Source organism: Limnospira sp. PMC 1279.21 (assembly GCF_032349615.1).
Classification (GTDB): Bacteria; Cyanobacteriota; Cyanobacteriia; order Cyanobacteriales; family Microcoleaceae; genus Limnospira; species Limnospira fusiformis.
Genome location: NZ_JARPLU010000081.1, coordinates 1 through 22195, shown reverse-complemented (window position 1 = coordinate 22195; position 22195 = coordinate 1). Strand labels below are relative to the sequence as shown.

Sequence of the window (22195 nt, the reverse complement as noted above, 5' to 3'; positions counted from 1 at the left end):
GGTAAGGAGTCAGAAAAGAGTATTTTTAAAGCCTGTTCTAAATTAGCTGTAATCCTTTTGGTGGCTGTTTTTTTTGACTCACCATCTTCTGTGTCAACCGGAATGGGAGCGCCAATGTTTACCTTAACCCGCGTTCCTTTAGAAATGGGAGGTTGTCGATCATAACAAATGGCGATGGGAATAATTGGTAACTTGAAATCGGGTTGATTGGCGATCGCTTGTAGTGCAATTCTGGCTACACCTGATTTAATCGGGTGAATTTGATTATCTTGAAAAATATGTCCCTCTGGAAACAGTACCAACATTTCCTGATTTTGGAGAAGTTCGACACTATATCTAATGCTGGCGGTTCCTGGATTTTCGCGATTAACGGGAAATCCTCCCAACTTTTTGACAAACCACCCCTGGAGTCCTTGGGTTTGTTCCCATAAAACCATGTATCGCAAATCCCTCCCCGTAACTGACCTTCCAGCAACGTAGCCTAAGATCAGGGGGTCCCATCGCGAACGGTGGGTGGGGGCTAAAATTACCGGTCCTTCCCGTGGAATATACTCTTGACCCTCTACTTCAATTTGTTGAAAATATAGAGGCATGAAAATTCGACCCATCAGCCAGTAAGTGAGGGGGGTTAACCATGGGGAAACCTCGGATTCAAAGGAGTTTGAAGAGTTGCAACTAGGGGATGTTTGGTTTGACATTAGTATAGACACCTGAAATTTAGCTTTCCTTAATCATAACCCCTCTGAGTTTATTAATAATTATGATAATTATGGCGATCGCACTTCCGGTTATGTTATACATATAAAGGTTATCATAAAATGTGATGAGCTATTTAATGGGAAGGATAATTAATTAAAATGCTCAAATTGGCAATATCGATTGTACTCTGTATTGCACTTGGCTGGGGATTGATGACCCCGGTTAATGCTGCCAATTTATCCGATCGCGATCGCTTACTTAAACAAAATATCTGTGTCTCATTTTTGTGGAAAGTGTGTGATCTACAGGGTGCTGATCTCCGAGAACTTGATCTAACTGGCGCTAACCTAACTAGGGCAAATTTACAAGGAGCCAATTTACAAAATGCTATATTACAGAAAGCGCGACTAGGTGGAGCCAAATTACAGGGAGCTAATTTACAGGGAGCCAAACTTTTTGAAGCTGACCTAAATCATGCTAATTTGATGAGTGCTAATCTCAATAATTCGGAACTATTAAAAGCTAATTTAACCTTAGCTAATTTACAGGGCGCTTATCTACAAAGTGCTAATTTAATCGAAGCTATACTCTGGGGTGCTAACCTAATTGGTGCTGATTTACAGCAGGCTAGTTTACAAAGTGCTAACTTAGAATATGCTAACTTAGCTGATAGTAATTTGAGGGAAGCTGACCTGCATAGTTTTTCTTTCCGAGAATTTCAAAAACCTACTAATCTGAGTCATGCTAACTTGGAAGGGGCTAATTTAGTTAATGCTAATGTGCGGGGTGTTATTTTAGAGGGGACAATTATGCCAGATGGGTCTATTTACCAGGAAAATACAGCCCTATAGATATTGTTAGTGTTCAGTTGTTCGGGAGGTGCGTCATAGGTATCTGACGCACCAATTTTCCCTGAGACTAAGCTCTAAGAGCTGGAACTAACCCCGAATGAATCAGTAATGGTTTGGTACTAGGTTCTCGTCCTCGGAAAGATTTAAACACCTCCATAGGGTGCAAACTGCCGCCTAGGGCTAATACGGTATGGCGGAATTTTTCCCCAATAGAAACCACGGCGGAATCATTATCTAATCCAGCTTCCTCAAAGGCGGCAAAAGCGTCGGCGCTGAGAACTTCCGCCCATTTGTAGCTGTAATATCCGGCGGCATATCCTCCGGCAAAAATATGACCGAAACTACATAAAAATGCGTCTTCTGGAAGAGGTGGTAAAACGGTGGTTTCAGCAGCAAGACGTTGACGCACATCATTGACAGTTTCTTTACCTCCGGGTTGGTAACGGTGGTGTAATTCCAAATCGACCAAGGAAAAATGAATTTGTCGTAACATGGCTGTACCACTCATATAATTGCGGGAGGCAAGTATTTTTTGGTAATAGTGTTCTGGGAGAGTTTCCCCGGTTTCGTAATGTTTAGCCATCCCAAATAATGTAGAGCGATCATAACACCAGTTTTCCATAAATTGGCTGGGTAATTCCACGGCATCCCACTCTACATTATTAATACCAGATGCGCCAGGATAATCCACGGTGGTCAGCATATGTTGTAAACCATGACCAAATTCGTGGAATAGGGTTTCTACCTCGGAGAAGGTCATTAAACTCGGTTTTCCGTCTACAGGTGGGGTCTGATTGCATTGTAAATAGGCGACGGGAAGGCGAATTTTAGTGATACCATCTTCGATGATTTTGGCGCGGTTAATGCAGTCAGCCATCCAAGCGCCGCCTCGTTTTTCGGCGGGACGACTGTAGGGGTCTAGGTAAAAATAGGCGATCGCATTTTCCTGTTCATCAGCTACTTGAAAATAGCGGACATCAGGATGCCAAATTGGGGCTAAACCATCAGCGGGCGTAATGGTAATATTAAAGATACGCTGCACCAGTCCAAACAAGCCATCCAGAACTTGATTTAGGGGAAAATAGGGGCGCAGTTCTTCATCTGTATAGGAAAATTTGTCTGACCTTTGGCGTTCCGACCAAAAGCTAATATCCCAATGTTTCAGGTCGCCTGTTTCCCCTTGGGATTTAGCATAGACTTTGAGTTCTTCAAATTCCTGAACTCCTGCGTCATAGCTAACTGTTCGCAGTTCTTCTAGGAGTTGTTCAACGGCGGCGACATCGGGAGCCATTTTACTGGCTAAACTCAGTTCTGCGTAACTGGAAAAACCGAGAATTTCTGCTTTCTCTTTACGCAGTTTTAAAATGCGTTCAATTAAGGGAAAATTGTTGAGTTCTCCCTCGGAGGCGCGACTGATATAAGCGCGATATACGGTTTCGCGTAAATCTCGGCGGGTGCTATATTTAAGAAACGGTCCAAAACTGGGAAAGTCTAGGGTAATTCGCCAGGGTCCGTTTTCTGGGGTGGCGTTTTCTTCTCCGGCTTCTCTGGCTGCTTGGGCTGCTAGACTGAGTAAGCTGGGGGGTAAGCCGTCTATTTCTTCTGGGGTGGTTAGGGTGAGGCTAAAGGCTTTGGTTGCGTCAATAACTTGGTTAGAAAATTGGGTAGCTAGTTCGGCTAATTCTAGTTGAATAGCGTTAAAGCGATCGCATATTTCTCCGGTTAATCCTACCCCAGACAATTCAGCATCTCTAATGGTGGCTTCTACAATCCGTTTTTGAGCAGGTTCTAGGGATTCCCAATCGGGTGAATCTGCTAACGCTTTAAATGCCTTGTATAGGGGTTGGCTTTGGTTCAGACGGTTGATAAATTGAACCACTTGGGGCTGTACTGTTTGATGGGCTTCTCGCAGTTCTGGGCTATTTTTAACACCCATCAGATGATTAATTATACCCCAACTCCAAACCAGACGTTCTTGGAGTTCCTGGAGAGGTTCAACTAATCCTGACCAGGTGGGTTCGGCGTTTTCTTCTAATTTACTAAGGGTGGTTTCTAGTTCCTCTAAAAGTTGGGTGATTCCTGGGACTACATTATCTGTAGTAATATCTGCAAAGGGGGGAAGTCCTTTTCCGATTAAAAGTGGATTCTGGGTCATAGTGTTATGATTCATCAATTGACATCAATGCTATCGCTACTTTTGGTATAGCATAATAATATAATCTCTGCTTGAATAGTTATCAACTGATAATTAACTATCTGGTTGGGTGGGGCGAGTTGAGTAATGTTGGTGGTGGTAATTTGTGACACTGGAACCCGACCCTACAGGATTCCTTGATTTCAGGTAGTTAATTATTTAAAAAGGGTAATTTAACACCCAGGGCGGCTTGGGCGGCTTCGATTAATTTCATAAAAAAGGGGTGAGAAATATCAACAGTTTTGGCTGCGGATCGACTAATTCCTAATAACCCGGTTTTTTGTCCAGGTTGAATAGCTAGAACCTCTCCCTTTTGGTTACGAATTCTTAATTCCCAGTTGTCTCCAATAGGAGTAATATTACACTTGTAAGTCCGATCGCAATAATTAAATTCAGCCAGGCGGCGATTTAGAGGAACACAGGTTTCCGGAAGTCGCACACCCACAATTTCCAACTCGATCGCCGTTTGATTATTCCAGGTATTTTTCCGTAATTTATAAGCAAAATCCAGGGGGGAAGGGAGGGGAAAATAATCAGCCCACCGCCAGGCGATCGCAGATATAGTAGGTAAAACAGCCATGGTGATTTCCGGTGGTAAATCTTGAGATAAAGTTAGTTTAATATGACTTTTGCCGACTATTTTTTGATGGACAATTCGCAGCTTAGGAGTCCAAAAAACTGGCTCACTATTTTCAATCCCACAGGGTTGTATTTTATCAATTTGGTCATATAATTTATAGTTAATATCTCTCAAATTTATGCTCACATCAACATTAATTAAAGGTCGGAGATGTTCAACTTGCAGACATTGATGAGCAAATTCACTCAAGCGCTGTTTAAACTTAGGCAAATTAGCCGCCGGTAAAGAAAAGCCACCAGCCGCTTTATGTCCGCCAAATTTACCGAGGAGATCTTGACAAAATTGCAGTGCTTCAAACACATGAAATTCCGGAATGCCCCGCGCCGACCCCCGCAGATTTTCCTCATCTTCATAAGTACAAATAAACACCGGAACTCCGTAGCGTTCCACCAGTCGGGAAGCCACAATTCCAATAACTCCATGATGCCATTTTGGGTGACAGGGAACTAAAACCCGTTCTTGTTCAAGGTTAATATTACTATTTTCATACCAATCAATAGCTTCCTGTTCAATATCCGCACAAAGCTGTTTCCGTAGTAGGTTAGTTTCTTCGCACTCTTTCGCCTGTTCTAACGCCGTTCCCATGTGGTCAGTAGTTAACAGTTCAATCACCACCTGGGGATGTCCAATGCGTCCGATCGCATTAATCCGAGGTCCGAGGCGAAAGCCGATATCTTCTGGTTTCATCGAAGTAGTAGAATTGTTTAAATTCGGCTGTTGGTTAGCCAATCCTGCTATTTGAATTAATGCTTGCACTCCCGCAATTTTCGACTCCGGCAAAATTTGCAAACCCCGTTTTACCCAACGGCGATTAACTCCATTTAAAGGAGCCATATCAGCGATAGTTCCTAGGGTAAATAGTTCCAATAACTGCCAGCGCAAACTGTCCCTTTCTCCTCGGAGTTTAGCTAAGGATAGGGCTAATATATAAGCCACACCAACTCCAGCCAAGCCATAATAGGGGGAAGTTTTTGGCAGTAATTTGGGATTGAGAATAGCATCAGCGTTAGGGAGTTGGGGAGGCAGATCATGGTGGTCTGTGATAATCACAGTTAGCCCCAATTCTTTCGCCCTAGCCACCGGAGCGATCGCCGAAATACCATTATCCACAGTGATAATTATCGAGATACCCTGATCGTGAAATTCCTCGACAATGCGATTATTGATACCATAGCCTTCTTGCATCCGACTAGGAATTGCTGATGTAATATCTGCGCCTAATTGAGAAAGGGCTCTAATTAATAAGGCTGTACTCGTCATCCCATCAGCATCATAGTCCCCACAGATGGCAATTTTTTGTTGATTATCAATGGCATTTTGCAGCAATTCGACAGTTTTGGGTAAGTCTGGGAACTCCTCCATAGGTTCCGGGAGAGTTTGGGATTGGGGGTTAAGGAAGGCTTCGGCTTGTTCTTTGGTTTCGATTCCCCGGTTGATCAGGATTTGGGCAATAATAGGGTGAACCCCGGTGGTTTCAGATAGACTCTGGGCAATTTCGGGGCGTTCTGGGAAAATATACCAGCGCTGTTTTGGTAGTAGTGGTTCTGTGGTGATGGGAGGTTTGTCTTCCACGGTGACTCAAATTGCCAATGTTTTCATCCTTGATCGTAATAATTATATCAGGGGTTCGCTATTGAGGAAGTATCAGTTAATGGCATAACTATCTTTACCACGACCAACAGCAAATCGGAAAGATTCGCGCAGGTTGCGACTAGACTGGGTGATAAATAATAGTAGGGCGACGGCGGCTAAACCTGTGTTGATGGTGAATAGGTTACGATATCCTACCACATCGGCGATGGAACCGAAAATCGGTCCGGCGAGGGCTAATCCTAAATCAAATCCCCCTAAACAAATTGAGAAAAATTGGCCTCTTTCCTGGGGTAAACAGCGATCGGCGATTAGGGTTAACATCATCGGAATCGTAATTCCTGCGGCTGTACCTTCAAATAAACCAGCCAGCAAGACATCAAAATTGTTATTGGCGATCGCTAGGATGAACATCGAAACTAGATAACATATCAGACCTGTGGTGATAAAAATACCCCGACCATAGCGGTCAGAGGCGCGACCCATGGGTAGACGGACGGCAAAACTGGCGATCGCTTTCATGCTATAAAATAGCCCCGGATTGAGATTTAGCCCAGAATCTTGGATATATAGCGGGATAAAAGTTACTAAAGTGCCGAAAATTAGCCCCACCATCAACAGAACTAAGGCTGGGATTTTCAATGCTGGACTTCCCAGACGCTGGAGATAATTAGCTATGGGTGATCCCTTTGTTTGTGACTGGTCGCTGGTTTCTGGGTTTCTTGAGGCTTCTAATACCTGAGAAATTGCCAAAAGTGATAATAGCCCAAAAACAGTACCACTGATAAACAGAGGACCATAACCCATTCCCGCCTGGATAAAACCGCCTAAAGCTGGACCAATAGCCATACCAATGGGGGCTACCAGACTCATATAACCGACTATTTCCCCGCGACGGTTTTCCGGGGCTAAATCTGTGACTAGGGCTGTGTAGCCAATGGTAAAGGCTGCTATGCTGATGCCATGAAAAGCCCTTAATAAAGCCATTAACGGCATCGAATCAGCGAATAAATAGCCAAGGGGTGCTACCGTCGCGACTATTGTCCCGATCAGCAATACTAGCTTTCTGCCTCGTTTATCTGCTAGGGGACCCAGGAAGACGCGGGAGGGTAGCAGTCCTAGGGCAAAAGCCCCCATAACTAAGCCTATTTGTTGCTTAGTCCCCCCCAGATAGGCAATATACAGGGGGAGGGTCGGTAGCAATGTAGTAATGGCAGACCAGAAACATAGACCCGCTATAAACAGCATCAGCAGGCTGCGTCGCTGTCGGGTTTTAATTATAAATAGGATATTCAAGGGAAAACTCCATAAGCAATGGTGATTAGTATAGAGTCTTCACTGGGGGATTGAGGGGGATTAAGGGGATATCAGATTTTTGATAGAGGCTATCTCAACTCAGGGGTAGCTTAATCATAAATTCGCTTCCTTCCCCCAACACTGAGGTAAAATTTAACTCGCCTCGGTGATTTTGGGTGATAATTTGATAGCTGGTGGGTAATCCCATACCTGTGCCTTGACCAATGGGTTTAGTGGTGAAAAATGGGTTAAAAATTTTGCCTTGAACTTCTGGACTCATACCGATGCCATTATCTTTAATGGCAATGAATATAGCCAGTGAATCTAAAGATGTAGTAATGGTGATTTTACCACTATAGTCAGCGTCTGTTTGATGATTGTGTCGCTCCTCAATAGCCTGTATGGCATTGGCTAATACATTCAAAAATACCTGATTTAACAAGCCAATATAACACTCATAATCTGGCAAATCACCATAATCTTTAATCACTTCTATGGGGGGATTTCCGGCTCTACCATTTAACCGATTTTGTAAAATGACTAGGGTGCTTTCTAAATTTTCATGGAGGTCTACTGCTTTTAATTTGGCTTCGTCTAAGCGCGAGAAGGTTCGCAGGGATTTGACAATATCACGAATGCGCTCGGCTCCGGTTTTCATTGAATTAATGATTTGGGGTAAATCTTCTTTCATAAAATCTAAATCAATCTCTTCGATAAAATCGGCAATATTGGCGGGAGTTTCTGGATAGGATTGTTGATATAATTGGAGTAGGTATAATAAATCTTCCGTATATTGGGATGTGTGGCTTAAGTTACCATAAATAAAACTAACCGGGTTGTTAATTTCATGGGCAACCCCGGCAACTAATTGACCCAAACTTGACATTTTTTCTGATTGGATTAACTGCATTTGGGTGTCTTGGAGTTCTCGGTAAGCACGTTCAATTTCTTGGCTTTTGGCTTGGGATTCTTGATAAAGTTGGGCTTGTTGAATAGCGATCGCAACTTGATTAGCAATGTTTTTTAAGAGGTCAATTTCATCATCTTGCCAAGGTGCATCTCCCTGGCTACGACCTAATTCAAAAGCCCCAATTTTGCTTTCTGTATGAATGGGTAAGGCTAAATAAAGTGTAATCCCCATTCCCTGACAAAAATCTACTTCTTTTTGGTCTTCTGATGTCCTAATATCCAAACTATAAAATTCTTCCCTAAATATTTTTTCAAATAACCGGGGAAAATCATTCAATTGATAAGGACCAAGCCAACTGGTAAATCCTGGCTTTTTCTGCTCTGTCACTACTTCCCATATACCGGAATCATCATGATGGTTATACCAACCAAAGCTACAAATATCTACTTTGAGTTCCGCAAAAATTGCATTAACTGCATTTTGTAAAATTGTATCTAAGTCGAGGGAATTGCGAATTTCTGTGCTAATATGACTTAACAGTTGAGTGCGGGTGAGTAGAGAACGTAAGGCTTCTTCTGTTTGGCGATCGGTTATATCTATGACAATGCCAAACATCCGCACCAGTTGACCATCTCTAAACTCTAATTCAATGCGACTATTAATATAGCGAATTTCTCCATTAGGACGGATAATACGCGCATCAAAGTTTTGAGGAATACCTTGGTTAGCTTCACCAACTCTCTGTAAAAAGAAGTCACGATCTTCGGGGTGATAAAGTTGGAGATTTTGCTCAAAATTTGGCTCTCCTTGGTCGGGGTCTAAGCCAAAAATGTGAAAAACTTCTTCCGACCAACTAATTTTTTGGGTGGTAATATCAAAAGACCAGTAACCTAAATGGGCAACTTCTTGGGCTTTTTTTAATTGTTTACTAAGTTCGGAAAGGGTGATTTCATTGGCTTTGCGTTCGGTAATTACTTCTGTATACATCAGTAAGCCACCAATGTTACCATTCCCATCAATCCAAGGACGAATTTCCCAACATACCCAGTCTGAACCTCCATCATCACGCATCCATAAATCGGCTTCTGATTTCTCGGTTACTCCTGTTAAACAACGGCTATGAATATCTTTCCAACGTTGGGGAATATCGGGGAAAATTTCATAGTGCGATCGCCCGATAATTTCTTGATTTTCTAAGCCATATTGTTGATACCAAGCCCGGTTAGCGACTAGGTATCGCATCTGGGTATCAAACATGGCGATCGCAGCGGGAGTCACATCACATAGAGTGCGCCAAATTCCCTCACTCTCACGCAATTTATTTTCAGCTTCTTGGCGATCGGAAATATCATAATTAATGCCAATAAACCTGATGGGTTTTCCTTGTTGATCCCACTCTACCACTTTACCCCTGGCAAAATTCCATCTATAGGAACCATCTTTGCAGCGCAGGCGATGTTCATTTTCATAAATTGGTATTTCACCTCGGATGTGTTTTTGGATTTGTTCATGAACTAACTCTATATCCTCTGGATGTACACGACTTTCCCATGATTCTAGGGAATCCTTAATTTCATCACTTTGGTAGCCTAATATGGTTTTCCAACGACTATCAAAATATACTTGTTGGGTTTGTGGGTTCCATTCCCAAGTGGCAATATTTGCAGATTCTAAAGCTAATTGTAGTCGTTCGCGTTCAGCTTGGTTAGCTATTTCCTGACGGGCGATCGCTCGACTGAGAAGCATTCCGGCTAGGGATGCGATCGCCACTGATAATAGCAGGCTATTGGTAGCAATATAATTCCGCATTTTTTGGGCTTTTGCTAACTCTAATTCTGCCAGTTTTAGCTGTTTTCTAGTACGATTGGTTACCTCAGTTAGCTGGTCGGGTAATTCGATAAAATTAGCAAATTCTGGGCTTTGGATAAGTGCAATTAACTCTTGCTGTGCAGCTTGTATTTGGTCATCGGCAAAATTTAATCCTTCTACTGCTGTAGCAAATCTGTTTAATCTTTCGGCAAAAATCCCCACAGTTTCCTGATATTCAGAAAATAGTAATTGCAGTTCAGGCGTTTTTTTATCTTGATCAAGTTGTTCATATTCTGTTAGCAGATCATCAATTTCATCTAACCTTTGCATAAAGGCATTAACAGATTGCCGAAAACCCTCTGGTTCGGACAGATATGGAGATAGTTGTTTACTAGGTCGGTTGTATAATATCTTAACTTGTAAATGGTTGAGCAGTGCGTATTGGTTAACTACAGCATCCCGGTTGATTATAGCCGGTTTTTCATAGTAATTACCTACCAGTAAACCGATAGTAGTTCCGGTGATAGCAATTCCTAGGGTGGCAATATAGGTAGCCGCGATTTTTTGCTTTAATTTCATGGGAAAATATGTCTGATATAGGAACCTAATATTGGCAATCATTAACCATCTGACACGATTAACAAGGAATAGAAATCACAAATTCTGTACCCTCACCTAAAGTTGAATTTACTTCTAGCATACCTGAGTGTTTATCAACCACAATTTGTCTAGCGATCGCTAATCCTAAACCCGTACCTTTACCCACATTTTTGGTAGTAAATAAATGCTCAAATATTTTAAATTTGACATCATCACTGATACCCACGCCATTATCTTTAATCCGAATCCTGGCATAGTTGCCGTCACCAGATAACTCAGTTTTTACCAAAATATGATTATTAATTTCCCCATAATCTCGCCCTTTATTTGATTCATCTAAAGCATCAATAGCATTACTTAAAATATTCATAAATACCTGATTTAACTGTCCAGCATAACACTTAATATGGGGTAGATTACCGTATTCCTTAATTACTTGAATTTCTGGGCGCATCTGGTTAGCTTTTAGGCGATGCTTCAGAATCATCAATGTACTATCAATGCCATCGTGAATATGGCAAGCAACCGGGCGATCAGTATCGGCGCGGGAGAAAGTTCTTAAACTTACACTTAGATCTTGAATGCGTCCGACTGCCTCCCGCATTGCTCTAATTAATTTGGGCAAATCTTCTCGGATATAATCCAGTTCTATGGATTCTATTTTATCTTGAATCTCATCATCAGTCACAGAATATTTTTCTTGGTATAAATCAATCAAACCCAACAAGTCTTTAATATAATTAATCACCGGGGGAATATTGCACTTAATACAGCCCACGGGATTGTTAATTTCATGGGCAACACCTGCCACTAAATTTCCTAAAGCTGACATTTTTTCATTCTGCACCAGTTGCAGTTGCATAGTTTGCAGTTCCTGTAAAGTTTGCTCCAACTGCTGAGATTTTTCACGCAGTTTATTTTCAGCACGTCTGCGCGCATCAATATCAGTGCAAGTGCCAATCCATTCTTTCACACTACCATCTTTGGCGAAAATAGGGACTCCTTGAACAGCAAAATAACGGTAAATACCATCAGCGCCACGAATGCGGTATTCGGTCTTATATAAACTCTTAGTTTCCACTGCTTTTTGCCAAACTTTAGTAGTGTGAGGGAGATCATCAGGATGCAAGGCATTTAGCCATCCCCTTCCCTTGACTTCTTCTAGGGTTTGTCCAGTATATGCAATCCAATGAACTGTATCTAGGTTTTCTCCTTCAGGACTAGCCAGCCAAATAATTTGAGATGTAGCAGTGGCTAAATAACGATAACGTGCTTCACTTAATTCTAGTTTTTCTACATATTGTTTTAGTTTGTGATTATAAGTCTGTGATTCCTCATAAAGTCGCCCGTTTTCCAGAGAAATGGCAGCTTGAGAACAGAGAAATTTGAGCAACTCAACGCGATCGCTCGTAAAGGCTCCTATAGTTAAATTATTTTCCAAATATAAAATACCCATCAACTGACCTTGGTTGATAATCGGGATACAGATAACACTTTTAGGATGGTTATTTTGGATATAAGTATCAGCATAAAACCTGGGATTTATTCTGGCATCTGCCAGCACTAAATACTTGCCAGTACGGCGAACATTATTAACTACACTAATCGGCAAATCTTGACTAGCTTCTAGGGGAATTGATGGTAATATCTCCGGTGATTTTCCGGGTTCTAATATGGCAACTACATTAAATTTATCATCTTGTTTAAGCACCAATATACACTTATTAGCTCCCGCATTATTAATCACTATTTTTAACAAGTTACTAATCAGCTTGTCTAATTCAATTTCACTAGAAATAGCTTGAGATGCTTGCAGCAAAGTTGTTAAATCCAGGATTTCGGAAATGCTACTAGAAGTATGAGTAGAAGTCATCATACCCCTGGCAATAGTTTCCTTGAATAAATTAGTAGCACGAGGTCGGTGTAAAATCGGGTTCAACAGTTTAGGATAGCGTTTTTCTAAATCCGCCACCTTAGCTTTTGCACCCCATTTAGCATAACCATAATAGGCATCTTGCATATACCCAGCGGCAACTTTAGCTTTACCCCAATTTAGGTAAAATTTAGCCGCTAGTTCATTAGCTAAGGCTTCTTCTTGGATATATTTGTTGTCTTTGGCTCCGGTAATAGCGCGATCGTATAAATCAATAGCCTCTGCTTTTTCTCCAAAGAATCGACATTTTTCAGCCGCTAACAAATCAACTTTATGCTGATGATTATTGGGGGAAGACTCTGCCCATTCCGCTAATTTTTTCTGATGACTTTTAACCATATCCAGACTATAATCTTGGTCAATTTTTGACGTGGAGCATAAAGCTAAATAGGTTAAACCAGCATAGAAATGGAAAACCGGAATATAAATTGTTCCTCCCACTGCCATCAAATATTGATCAGCTTTGGCAATATATTCCCCAGCATGATGATATTCACCAAATAGATAAGCAAGAATCAATTTATAGATATAGACCACAGCCAGAGCAGTTAATTCATTATCATGATGATGCTTAGGAATCATCACTATTTCATTGTAGTCGTTCCCCTTCAATAAATATGGTGAATCGACAATTTCCCGAAAATTATACACCATCTGCTTTTTAATCTTCAGGTAGGTTAGGGGAGAATCTTGTTTGGCTTTCTCTAAAACTACACAGTAATTGTCAATTTCTCCTTCCCAATTATCTAGACGCACTCCCGCGAAGAAATTATCATAAAAGTAGTTAAAAATGTTATAACCAGCATAGAGAATTTGACCAGTTTCTATGGCTGCCATATAACCATTTTTGAGGGTAGGAATAGCGGATCTTAATGGTTCTTGGCGATGCTGAAGAAAAGTACCAAATAGCAGTAATGTCAGAGCTTTTAGTTTTCGGACATTAAACTTATCCAGTAAAATCAAGGCGACTCGCCCAAATTTATAACCTTTTTTAACCTCTCCTAAAAAGGCAGAAAGTACCATACCATAAATTGCATAACCAATGGTTGATGTAGGTGCATTACCAAACCTCAGAGATAAACTAACCATAGTGAACCCCAACAGAGGTAGTATAGTAGGATTTCCTAGAAAAATAGGAGCAAACAAAATCCCTAATAGTTCCATAGCCGCCAAGGTTTCTGGATCTTCCATAACTGGAAAGTTCACTAAATCCTCAATTTTTTTGCCTTCTAGTTGCTGAGAAATAGTTTCTAATGTTTTCGCGGTCAAGGCTTCATCTGGTTGGGACGAAAACTCAACTCCTAGTTCTTTAAGTGCATTTTCGGCTACAGCGATCGCTTCTAACATCCGACTCTGAGCAGTTAGGGCATTTATTTGAATCTCGTAAATTTTGACTTTATTAAGGATATTTTTAGATGATTTTTGCACCAAACTTGATAGGGTTTCCATGGTGTCAAAATCAGCATTTAAGTAGGCAGTTTCTGTCGCAGTAACATACATATTTAAAGCCAGTTGATACTGACTTTCCCAGCAGTCATCCGCCAGCAACTCTAGTCCAGTTTCCACCAAATTTCTCGCCGCCACATAAGCTGTAGAATTTCTGGCTTTTTGTGCTGCTGATAAGTTGAGTTGGGCTAAAGTTTCTCGTTCTTGGGTATCAGTTATTAAACCATGACCTAAATTCAAATGACCCACAATATCAAACAATTTTTCTTCTACTTCTGTCGGTGATAAGTTGTGCTGTAGCAATTGTCCAATTTGCAGATGAGTGGCTTGTTTTTGGTGGTCAGGAATTAAAGAATAACTGGCTTGTTGAATGCGATCGTGCAAAAATCTATAAGTGGGATTTGCTGCACTATTAAACAGTTCTTGATTTTCGGATTGAGTGAAAAATTTATAAATTTTAGTGGTCGGAATAATTAAGCCTTCTTGTAATGCTTTCCATAAAGCTACAGCCGTTACATGGGTTGGCTTCTGACTCACAATTGCTAAAGTATTTAAATCAAAATCCGACCCAATACAAGCAGCCAACTTTAAAAGATCTTGAGTATCTTTAGGCAATTTCTGCAATGGTAATGCCATGAACTCTACCACATCATCACTAAGGGTTAAGGCTTGCACTTTCGCCATATCACATTGCCATCCCCCTTGACTGAATCCTGGTTTAAATGAAGATTTTTTTTGCTCAAATACAATTAATTTTTCATCATGTAAAGCCTTGAGTAACTGGGTGGCAAAAAAAGGATTACCATGGGTTTTTTGGTAAACTAACTTAGCCAAGGATTTAGCCATAGATAATTGACAATTCAGGGTATCTGCTACTAACTGATTTATATCTAATTCTGGCAGAGGTGACAAGGTAATTGTATTAACTGTGGCTCCGCTTTGGATTATCTCATCAACGGTTAAAATAAACGGATGTACTGGTGAAACTTCATGATCTCGATAGGCTCCTAAGATTAACAAATATCCTTGAGTCTCTTGCATCAATAGTTGGAGTAAGTTTAATGATGCTGAATCTGACCATTGCCAATCATCTAAAAATATCACCAGGGGATGTTCTTGGCTGGTGAAAACTTGCAGGAATTTTTGAAACAGTAGATTAAAGCGATTTTGAGCAGCATTACCTGATAATTCTACCGCTGGTGGTTGCGGACCAATAATCTTTTCTAACTCGGGGATAACATCAATCAAAACTTGACCATTCTCTCCCACTGCTTCCAGAATCTCGGTTTTCCATGTTTGAATTTTAGCATCAGATTCTGATAAAATTTGACCCATTAAATCCCGGAATGCTTGCACGAAGGCAGCCCAAGGTATATGACGATTAAATTGGTCATATTTACCTTTAATAAAATAGCCTCTTTGTCGGACTATGGGTTTATGAACTTCATTGATAACTGCAGTTTTACCAATTCCGGAAAAACCCGCCACTAGCATCATTTCGGTTTGATTCATATTGACTCTATCAAAGGCGGCTAATAGTTGCTGAACTTCGGCTTCTCGACCATAGAGTTTTTCGGGAATCATAAAGCGATCGCTTATGTCTTGTTGTGCGATCGCAAAGCTATCAATATTACCGGTTTCTTGTAATTGATGTAAACATTCCTCTAAATCATATTTAATTCCCAAGGCACTCTGATAGCGATCTTCGGCATTTTTCGCCATCAGTTTACTAACAATTTCTGATATCACTATAGGAATATTCGGGTTAATTTCGTGAATTGGTGGGGGCTGTTTGGCGAGATGACAATGTACCAACTCCATCACATCTGACGATTGAAACGGTAGTTTTCCGGTCAGCAATTCATAGCAGGTAACTCCCAGGGAATAGAAATCGCTTCGATAATCTATCCCTCGATTCATTCGACCTGTTTGTTCTGGAGAAATATAGCATAATGTCCCCTCTAAAATATGAGGATTTTTAACTTCTGGTGCTTCCCGTGGTAGTAAGGATGAAATACTAAAATCAATTAATTTAACTTGTTGATGATCAGGATTAATCAAAAGGTTGGCAGGTTTAATATCTTTGTGAATTACCCTGTTTTGGTGAAGATAATGTAGAGTGTCGGCAATTTGAATGGCAATTTTTAGAAAATCTTCCACATGAAAATAGTGATATTTGGTATGTTTATTTCTGGCTGATTCTAAATATTGGTATAGGGCAACTCCCCCACAATCTTCCATAATTAAAGCATAGCTATTACCATATACTTCTAAACTCAAGGGTTTAACAATATTGGGAAAGTCGAGATTTTTGGCAATAGTATATTGATGGCGAAATTGGACAAGTTCGTTAAAACTAGGGTATTCGTGTCGTAAAATTTTGATAACTACAGGTTGCTGGTCACTGCTACGAATGCCTCGATAAACTAGGGTTCTACTCCCTGTGTATAACTCTTCTGTGATTTTATAACCGGGTAAGTTGGCAATAATATTCATAACCTTAATGCTTCTGTTGTTTCTCGATTTTTATGGTTTTATGAATAGTCAAATAGTTAAAATGGCGATCGATATCTATGCTGCCACAGAAAAAAGGCCTGAAGCCCCCTAACTCCATGGCAACGTACTGACTCCTGCTTAGGTTATCAGCCACGCTTTTTGGGGCCGTAACACTTTAATTATAACCATACCATCTCTTATAGCTGTTGGGTTTGGGCTGGTGGCGTAGATTTACCCAAAACCCATCACAGCCTCAACTCCTAGGCAGGATTTTAGCTTTTAGCCCGCCGCAGAAGAGTAAAGATTTGTTTCCGTACAGGTTGAGGAAGCACAGAAATAGCCAACCCTGTCCAGGCTTTGGGGAGAGATGCTGATTGTCCGGCTACAATTAAGACTCGTCCGGCTTGTGTATCGCCAGTTTCTACCATTCGCAACCCTAATAAAAGTTGAGATTCAGCCAGGCGCGATCGCCTAATTGTTTCCAGCTTTTCTGATGGGAATTGGAAATTTTCTAAATAAGTGATTTGATCGCGTAAATAAGGAATAGCCCGGTTTAACCCTTGTTGTTCAGCATGAACCCGATATTCCATCAACCTTTGGGGAATATAATATCCCTGCTTTCCGGCTAAGGCGAGACGCACTAATAAATCATTATCTTCGCAGTTTTGAATATTCGGGCGCATATACCCCACATCAATTAAGGCTTGGCGACGACAGAGGGTAGCTCCTATTTGAAAACTTTGCTGAATAAATACTACTTCTAGGAGATTTTCAACTATACCTTCTGGGAGTTGGCTGCGTCCCCATTTGACCGAGTTAATATCTGTGGCGGTTTGGTCTCGGTTATTGTTAATATCAATTATCCAGTGGTCAGTCCCTACAAAATCAACGGTAGGGTTTTGCTCTAAAATGGCACTGGTTTTTTCGAGAAATTCTGGAGTCAGGCGATCGTCATCATCAAATTTAATAAAATATTCCCCCGTAGCCGCATCAAAACCCGATCGCATATTATTACTTTTGCCAATATTTTTTTGATGGCGAATATAGCGCAATCGCGGGTCTTCATAGCGAGACATAATCTCCACGGTTCCATCAGTCGAACCGTCATCACAGACAATTAACTCGAAATCTTGTTCGGTTTGTTCCAGAACACTGGCGATGGCGATCGGTAACAGGTTAACCCGGTTATAAGTAGGAATACAAACGGTAATTTTAGCCACAGAATCAGCTTAACTTTCACTCGACATGATCAAGTTTAATATGTCCTCGTCTTTTCTACCAGGGATTGATTAGTTCAATATCATAAAGACCAAATTCTTCTCGAATCTTCGGGGTTAATTTTCGGTAATCGAATAGACTAGCTTTCAGGTTTAGCAGTCTAACTTTCAGAGACATATTTTTCCGTTTTTCAATATTAACGAAATCTTCCGAAGATAGATTTTCACTATTTCCTAAAATATAAATAGACCCCACAAAAGGAAGTCGCTCAAGGTGGGATCCTTTCGACTCTACACCCCTCGTAAAATAATTATGACAATAGTAGAAATGATGAATATCTTTAGGAATTTGACTAGGGGATGTGATCGACTCAGGAATTCTTGCTAAAGTTTCCTCTGAGGCATCATATAAATCACTTCTAATAATATGAGTTGTGCCACAATAAAGATGGAACCCTTTACGCATGACTTTCATAACATTGCTATTATGATTATAGACATACCCTTTTTTGAAGAAGTAGCCATCAACCGATTTATTTTGGGCTACCAAATCAGCTAAACATCGGCTTACACAATCATCACCATCAGCCTGCATAATGTGAGAACATCCCATTTCCTTGGCTAAACGAACTCCGGCGATAACTTTATACATTTTATCCACCCGTTTTTCGACTATTGTTGTCGGTACAGGCAAACTTAAATCCACCGTCAGGTAGTGTAAATTCGGATGTTCAAACTTAATATTAGGTTTTTCTTGACAGACTACAATCATCCGAAAATCAGGATGAGTCTGATTGCACATTGACCTAGCAGTTCTTTCCAGTAGGAGAGAAAGATTATCCCAAGATTTAGATATCTTACGACTTTTAATCGGTACGACAAAACCCAACATAAATGATTAACCTGTTTGAGATTTTCAACAATCAAAAAATTACCACCCTTTAGCAGTTAACTAAGTGATGATACGTTTGCTTGTTTTGTAGGTATCTAGTTTCAGAAACATATCATCTACCGGTTTCATCGCTAAAGTATCAGCATCATAAAATAAAAACTTATCAAAGTATCCTTGAAAAGCCGCCATTTTTCTCTGAAAACGCATTCTTGATTCAATGAGGCGAGCATTACTTTTCTGAAATGCTAGGGGATGGTTCATCCACACTTCTTTAGCAAAATCTTCCCATCGCTGGATCTCTTGCTGATCTTCATAAATGCTAACATTGGGGCGATCGCCAATTTCCTTTTTTACCTGCTCCATACGGTCATCATAGGGAATAATACAAATAGGTATATCTGGACTCACATTAACCTCTACGCTATTTAAAAAAGCTACCAGTTGATCGAAAACCACATCATTTGCTAAAGTGTATATACCACAAGATGCCATGGGGTCAACTCCTTAATCAGATCTAATTTGAATTAACAATTACCCAGTTAATTACTGAGACTTTCCCATCAACTTAAATGCCGATGAAAATTTTAATGATTTCTTCCACATTCCCCTATCCTCCTACCAAAGGTGGAACCCAAGTCCGTACCTTTAACCTACTCAAATTTTTGAGCCAGACACACCCTATTACTCTTGTAACACAACGCACCTCTGATGTCACTGATGATGACATTGAAGAACTCAGTCAGTGCGTAGATCGGCTCCAGGTGTTTCCCAGAAGTGAACCCGCAGAAGCAAACTGGGGCATTTTCGGCAAAATCTCTCGATTTGGCCAATTCCTACTCAGTGGCACTCCTCCCAATGTTAGAGCAACCTACTCGGTGGATATGCAGGAGTGGATTGATCAAGTAGTTGAAGACGAAGGCTATGATGTCATCACCTGCGAACATAGCATTAATGAGAGTTATGTGCGCCCCGAATGGAAAGACCGCTTAAAAACAGTCGTTAATGTCCACAGTTCAGTTTATGCAACCTGTCGGCAGCAGCTAGAGACTCAAACGGCAGAGAAACCCCTACGCGATCGCCTTAACCTTCCCCTACTTTATCGTTATGAGCAACAATATTGTACCAAATTTTCCTCCATTGTTGCCACCACTCCCGAAGACGGGGAACAGATGCAACACTTTAACCCCATAGCGAAGGTGGAAATTATCCCAAATGGCGTAAACTTTGAGCAGTTTCCCTATCGAACTTTCGACCCAGGTGGACATCAACTCATCTTTGTCGGAGCCATGGACAACATAGCCAACATTGACGCGGCTAGATTTCTCGCCCTAGAGATATTACCCCAGATCCAAAAACGCGCTTCAGATACCACCATTACTATCGTAGGAGCCAGACCCGTACCAGAAGTGTTAGAACTAGCCTATTGTCCAGGGGTAAACGTAACGGGTCGTGTACCTTCAATGGCAGAATATTTACATAAAGCCACAGTCTGTGTAATCCCAATGCGAACCGGGTTCGGCATCAAAAATAAAACCCTAGAGACTATGGCTGCCGGAGTTCCCTTGGTAGCGAGCGATCGCGGTTTAGAAGGTTTAGCCGTCGATGGTGAAGGAGTCGAACTGCGGGCTTTACGAGCTAACACAGTTGAGGAATATGTCCAACAGATAGCCAGGCTGTTTGAAAACCCAGATCTCAGACAAGAACTTTCTCAAAAAGCGCGATCGCTCATCGAAACTGAATATACTTGGGAACGAGCAGGTCAGCGCTATGAACAAGTCCTCATCGGTTGAAGGTCATCACCATAAAGTTAGGGGAGTCAGTTGCCAAATATGAACAATAGACAAGTCCGATTTAATCGACCCATAGACAAGAAATCCAGGGGGACTAATCAGAAACGCCAAGCTGTTTCACCCAGCCGCCAGAAACAACCATTATCACAGCAGCCCCCTTCCCGCCCCTTAGCCCAAAAGCCCAACGTGGCGGGTCAGGGCGGGGGCAATATCGGCCACCATAAACACAAGCCAACTGTCAGAACTCGCCAGTCCCCAAGCCCCCTATCAGTAGCACTAAAAAAGTGGTTAGCCGATAGTCTAGCCTTTAGCCTACTATTTGGTGGTTCAGCCCTATTCAGCGTCAGCGCTTGGTTTAGTTACCAACTGATTCTCAATCCTGACGTAGGAATTTGGCTTAATCAATTTCTACCCGCGAGTACCCAAATTCCCCTAAAACCCAACGATTATCTTTATAGCCTGGAGCAAATCCGAGAAGAACTCAAAGCCCAAGGTCGTTTTTTTGCTGAACCCCTACCCCTTCCTAATCGAGAAGTTTTAGGGGATATGAGCAATAGTGTCAGTACAGCTAGGCTAGAGGAAAGGTTATTCGCCCAAAATCCCTACCTCAAACCCTGGCGCTCATTCCTACTCCCCCATGAATCCCTCGTTCAAACACCCGTAGATCTGTTAATTCCAGTAATGCAGACCCGCGAATCTAGTACAACCATCCCCTGTCCCACTGGTTGTAAAGAAATTGTGGAACTGCGAGTTTATAAATCAGTACAAACTCCCTATCAAGCGGTGGGGACTCCTGAGTTATATCGCCTAGTTTATGAACTACCCGTCAACGGACCAGCAGAGTCTTTTGTACTGGCATCTTTGATTGGAACTCGTGCTAATCAGCAGGGCGGTAATAGACCACTACCCCTAACTGATATCACGACGTTTAAAAATAGGGTTCCTGAATCGGGAGTATGGTTTAACTTATATGGAACCCGTCTGGTGGGGGATACCCGAGTTCCCTACGGACATATAATTCATTACAACCCCAAACATTATCACCTCAGTTCGATGTTGGAGTGGAAAAGTGCTGCGGGACAGCATCCTATATGGGAAAACGTCACCGGGGGACCTTACCCAGAATTATTAGTTGAACAAACCATGGGACTTGAGCCACAATTCAGCATTTATCAAGTCCGACCCCGCCGCTTTGTTCCTAACCCCATTGAGTTAGTTAGCATCTCCCTAGATCAAGAAGTTGTTGACCACTATGCTTATCGAAGAGCTATTAGACTAGCTCGCAGCGGTTTGTGGTCTCCGGCTTTAAGTCTGATGCAACCCCTCAAGAACAATTCCGGCACCGGTGGCGATTATCCCCAAAAATGGCCAGCATTAGCGGAGGCACAACTGCAATTAATTCAGTTCCATGCCAGCATTACAGATGCTCAGGCTACAGCAGCTTGGGCAAGTCCGACTCAAAAGGTACTCGCGGGACTTATTGATGGTCGTTGGAGTGAAGCCCTAAATGTGGTTCAAAGCGCGAGCCTTAACCAAACCGAACTGTTAAACCTCCTACAGGCTGACGGGGGAAGAATCAAAAACCGCATTCAAGCAGCGCTGCTGGAAAACCCAGAAGAACCAGATTTGCAAGCCTGGGGCGCTCTCATTTTGGTGGCCCAATTCGGGAGAGATGAAGCGATCGCATGGTTAGAAACCCAATCTCAAGCCTCCCCAGACAACAAAACCCGCATTCGCCAATTGTTAGATTAATCCATTGGCTCTGGTGCTCTCTTAGGAGCATGATTTAATCTCAAATTAGGTTAATATTTTAGGGCAATATGGTATAAGAA

At 41.6% G+C, this 22195-nt stretch carries 12 protein-coding genes; 3 read left to right on the top strand and 9 right to left on the bottom strand.

Annotation, left to right across the window (positions count from 1 at the left end; genetic code table 11):
* On the bottom strand, nt 1-698 hold a 698-nt coding region (locus P5683_RS13605; protein ID WP_315645481.1), incomplete at its 3' end, for a lysophospholipid acyltransferase family protein.
* Nucleotides 699-911: 213 nt separating this feature from the next.
* Here P5683_RS13605 and P5683_RS13600 point away from each other — a divergent pair.
* On the top strand, nt 912-1550 hold the full coding sequence (locus tag P5683_RS13600; RefSeq protein WP_396442566.1) for a pentapeptide repeat-containing protein: 639 nt from the start codon (nt 912-914) through the stop codon (nt 1548-1550).
* Nucleotides 1551-1617: 67 nt separating this feature from the next.
* On the opposite strand, the gene P5683_RS13595 is transcribed toward P5683_RS13600, so the two are convergent.
* From P5683_RS13595 to P5683_RS13560, 8 genes are all read right to left on the bottom strand, one after another.
* On the bottom strand, nt 1618-3720 hold the full coding sequence (locus tag P5683_RS13595) for a M3 family metallopeptidase (protein WP_315641889.1): 2103 nt from the start codon (nt 3718-3720) through the stop codon (nt 1618-1620).
* Nucleotides 3721-3895: 175 nt separating this feature from the next.
* The gene (gene recJ, locus P5683_RS13590; RefSeq protein WP_315641890.1) at nt 3896-5956 is read right to left on the bottom strand and encodes a single-stranded-DNA-specific exonuclease RecJ; all 2061 of its coding nucleotides are present in this window, start codon (nt 5954-5956) and stop codon (nt 3896-3898) included.
* A 72-nt stretch (nt 5957-6028) separates the two neighbouring features.
* Nucleotides 6029-7270, bottom strand: coding sequence for an MFS transporter (locus P5683_RS13585; RefSeq protein ID WP_006625318.1), 1242 nt, complete (start codon nt 7268-7270; stop codon nt 6029-6031).
* A 94-nt stretch (nt 7271-7364) separates the two neighbouring features.
* On the bottom strand, nt 7365-10568 hold the full coding sequence (locus tag P5683_RS13580; RefSeq protein ID WP_187758366.1) for a PAS domain S-box protein: 3204 nt from the start codon (nt 10566-10568) through the stop codon (nt 7365-7367).
* Nucleotides 10569-10626: 58 nt separating this feature from the next.
* A complete protein-coding gene (locus tag P5683_RS13575; protein WP_315640164.1) occupies nt 10627-16464 on the bottom strand; it encodes an AAA family ATPase in 5838 nt (1945 codons plus the stop codon).
* Nucleotides 16465-16736: 272 nt separating this feature from the next.
* The gene (locus P5683_RS13570) at nt 16737-17684 is read right to left on the bottom strand and encodes a glycosyltransferase family 2 protein (protein ID WP_006670204.1); all 948 of its coding nucleotides are present in this window, start codon (nt 17682-17684) and stop codon (nt 16737-16739) included.
* 55 nt (nt 17685-17739) lie between these two features.
* Nucleotides 17740-18573, bottom strand: coding sequence for a hypothetical protein (locus P5683_RS13565; protein WP_235677572.1), 834 nt, complete (start codon nt 18571-18573; stop codon nt 17740-17742).
* A 60-nt stretch (nt 18574-18633) separates the two neighbouring features.
* On the bottom strand, nt 18634-19065 hold the full coding sequence (locus P5683_RS13560; RefSeq protein WP_006670206.1) for a nucleotide-diphospho-sugar transferase superfamily: 432 nt from the start codon (nt 19063-19065) through the stop codon (nt 18634-18636).
* Between the two features lie 83 nt (nt 19066-19148).
* Between P5683_RS13560 and P5683_RS13555 the strand changes: the two genes are divergently transcribed.
* Together P5683_RS13555 and P5683_RS13550 are read left to right on the top strand one after the other, a co-directional pair.
* Nucleotides 19149-20363 (top strand): glycosyltransferase family 4 protein, encoded by a 1215-nt coding sequence (locus P5683_RS13555; RefSeq protein WP_006670207.1) that lies wholly within the window; start codon nt 19149-19151, stop codon nt 20361-20363.
* Nucleotides 20364-20402: 39 nt separating this feature from the next.
* Nucleotides 20403-22115: a hypothetical protein gene (locus tag P5683_RS13550; RefSeq protein ID WP_006625327.1), complete on the top strand. Its 1713-nt coding sequence runs from the start codon at nt 20403-20405 to the stop codon at nt 22113-22115.
* The last annotated feature ends 80 nt before the right edge of the window (nt 22116-22195 follow it).

Excerpts from the sequence above, each read along its gene's own strand:
- P5683_RS13565 (WP_235677572.1), bottom strand. The coding sequence starts at position 18,573 with ATGTTGGGTTTTGTCGTACCGATTAAAAGTCGTAAGATATCTAAATCT.
- P5683_RS13595 (WP_315641889.1), bottom strand. The coding sequence starts at position 3,720 with ATGAATCATAACACTATGACCCAGAATCCACTTTTAATCGGAAAAGGA.
- P5683_RS13550 (WP_006625327.1), top strand. The coding sequence starts at position 20,403 with ATGAACAATAGACAAGTCCGATTTAATCGACCCATAGACAAGAAATCC.
- P5683_RS13575 (WP_315640164.1), bottom strand. The coding sequence starts at position 16,464 with ATGAATATTATTGCCAACTTACCCGGTTATAAAATCACAGAAGAGTTA.
- P5683_RS13580 (WP_187758366.1), bottom strand. The coding sequence starts at position 10,568 with ATGAAATTAAAGCAAAAAATCGCGGCTACCTATATTGCCACCCTAGGA.
- P5683_RS13555 (WP_006670207.1), top strand. The coding sequence starts at position 19,149 with ATGAAAATTTTAATGATTTCTTCCACATTCCCCTATCCTCCTACCAAA.
- P5683_RS13600 (WP_396442566.1), top strand. The coding sequence starts at position 912 with ATGACCCCGGTTAATGCTGCCAATTTATCCGATCGCGATCGCTTACTT.
- P5683_RS13560 (WP_006670206.1), bottom strand. The coding sequence starts at position 19,065 with ATGGCATCTTGTGGTATATACACTTTAGCAAATGATGTGGTTTTCGAT.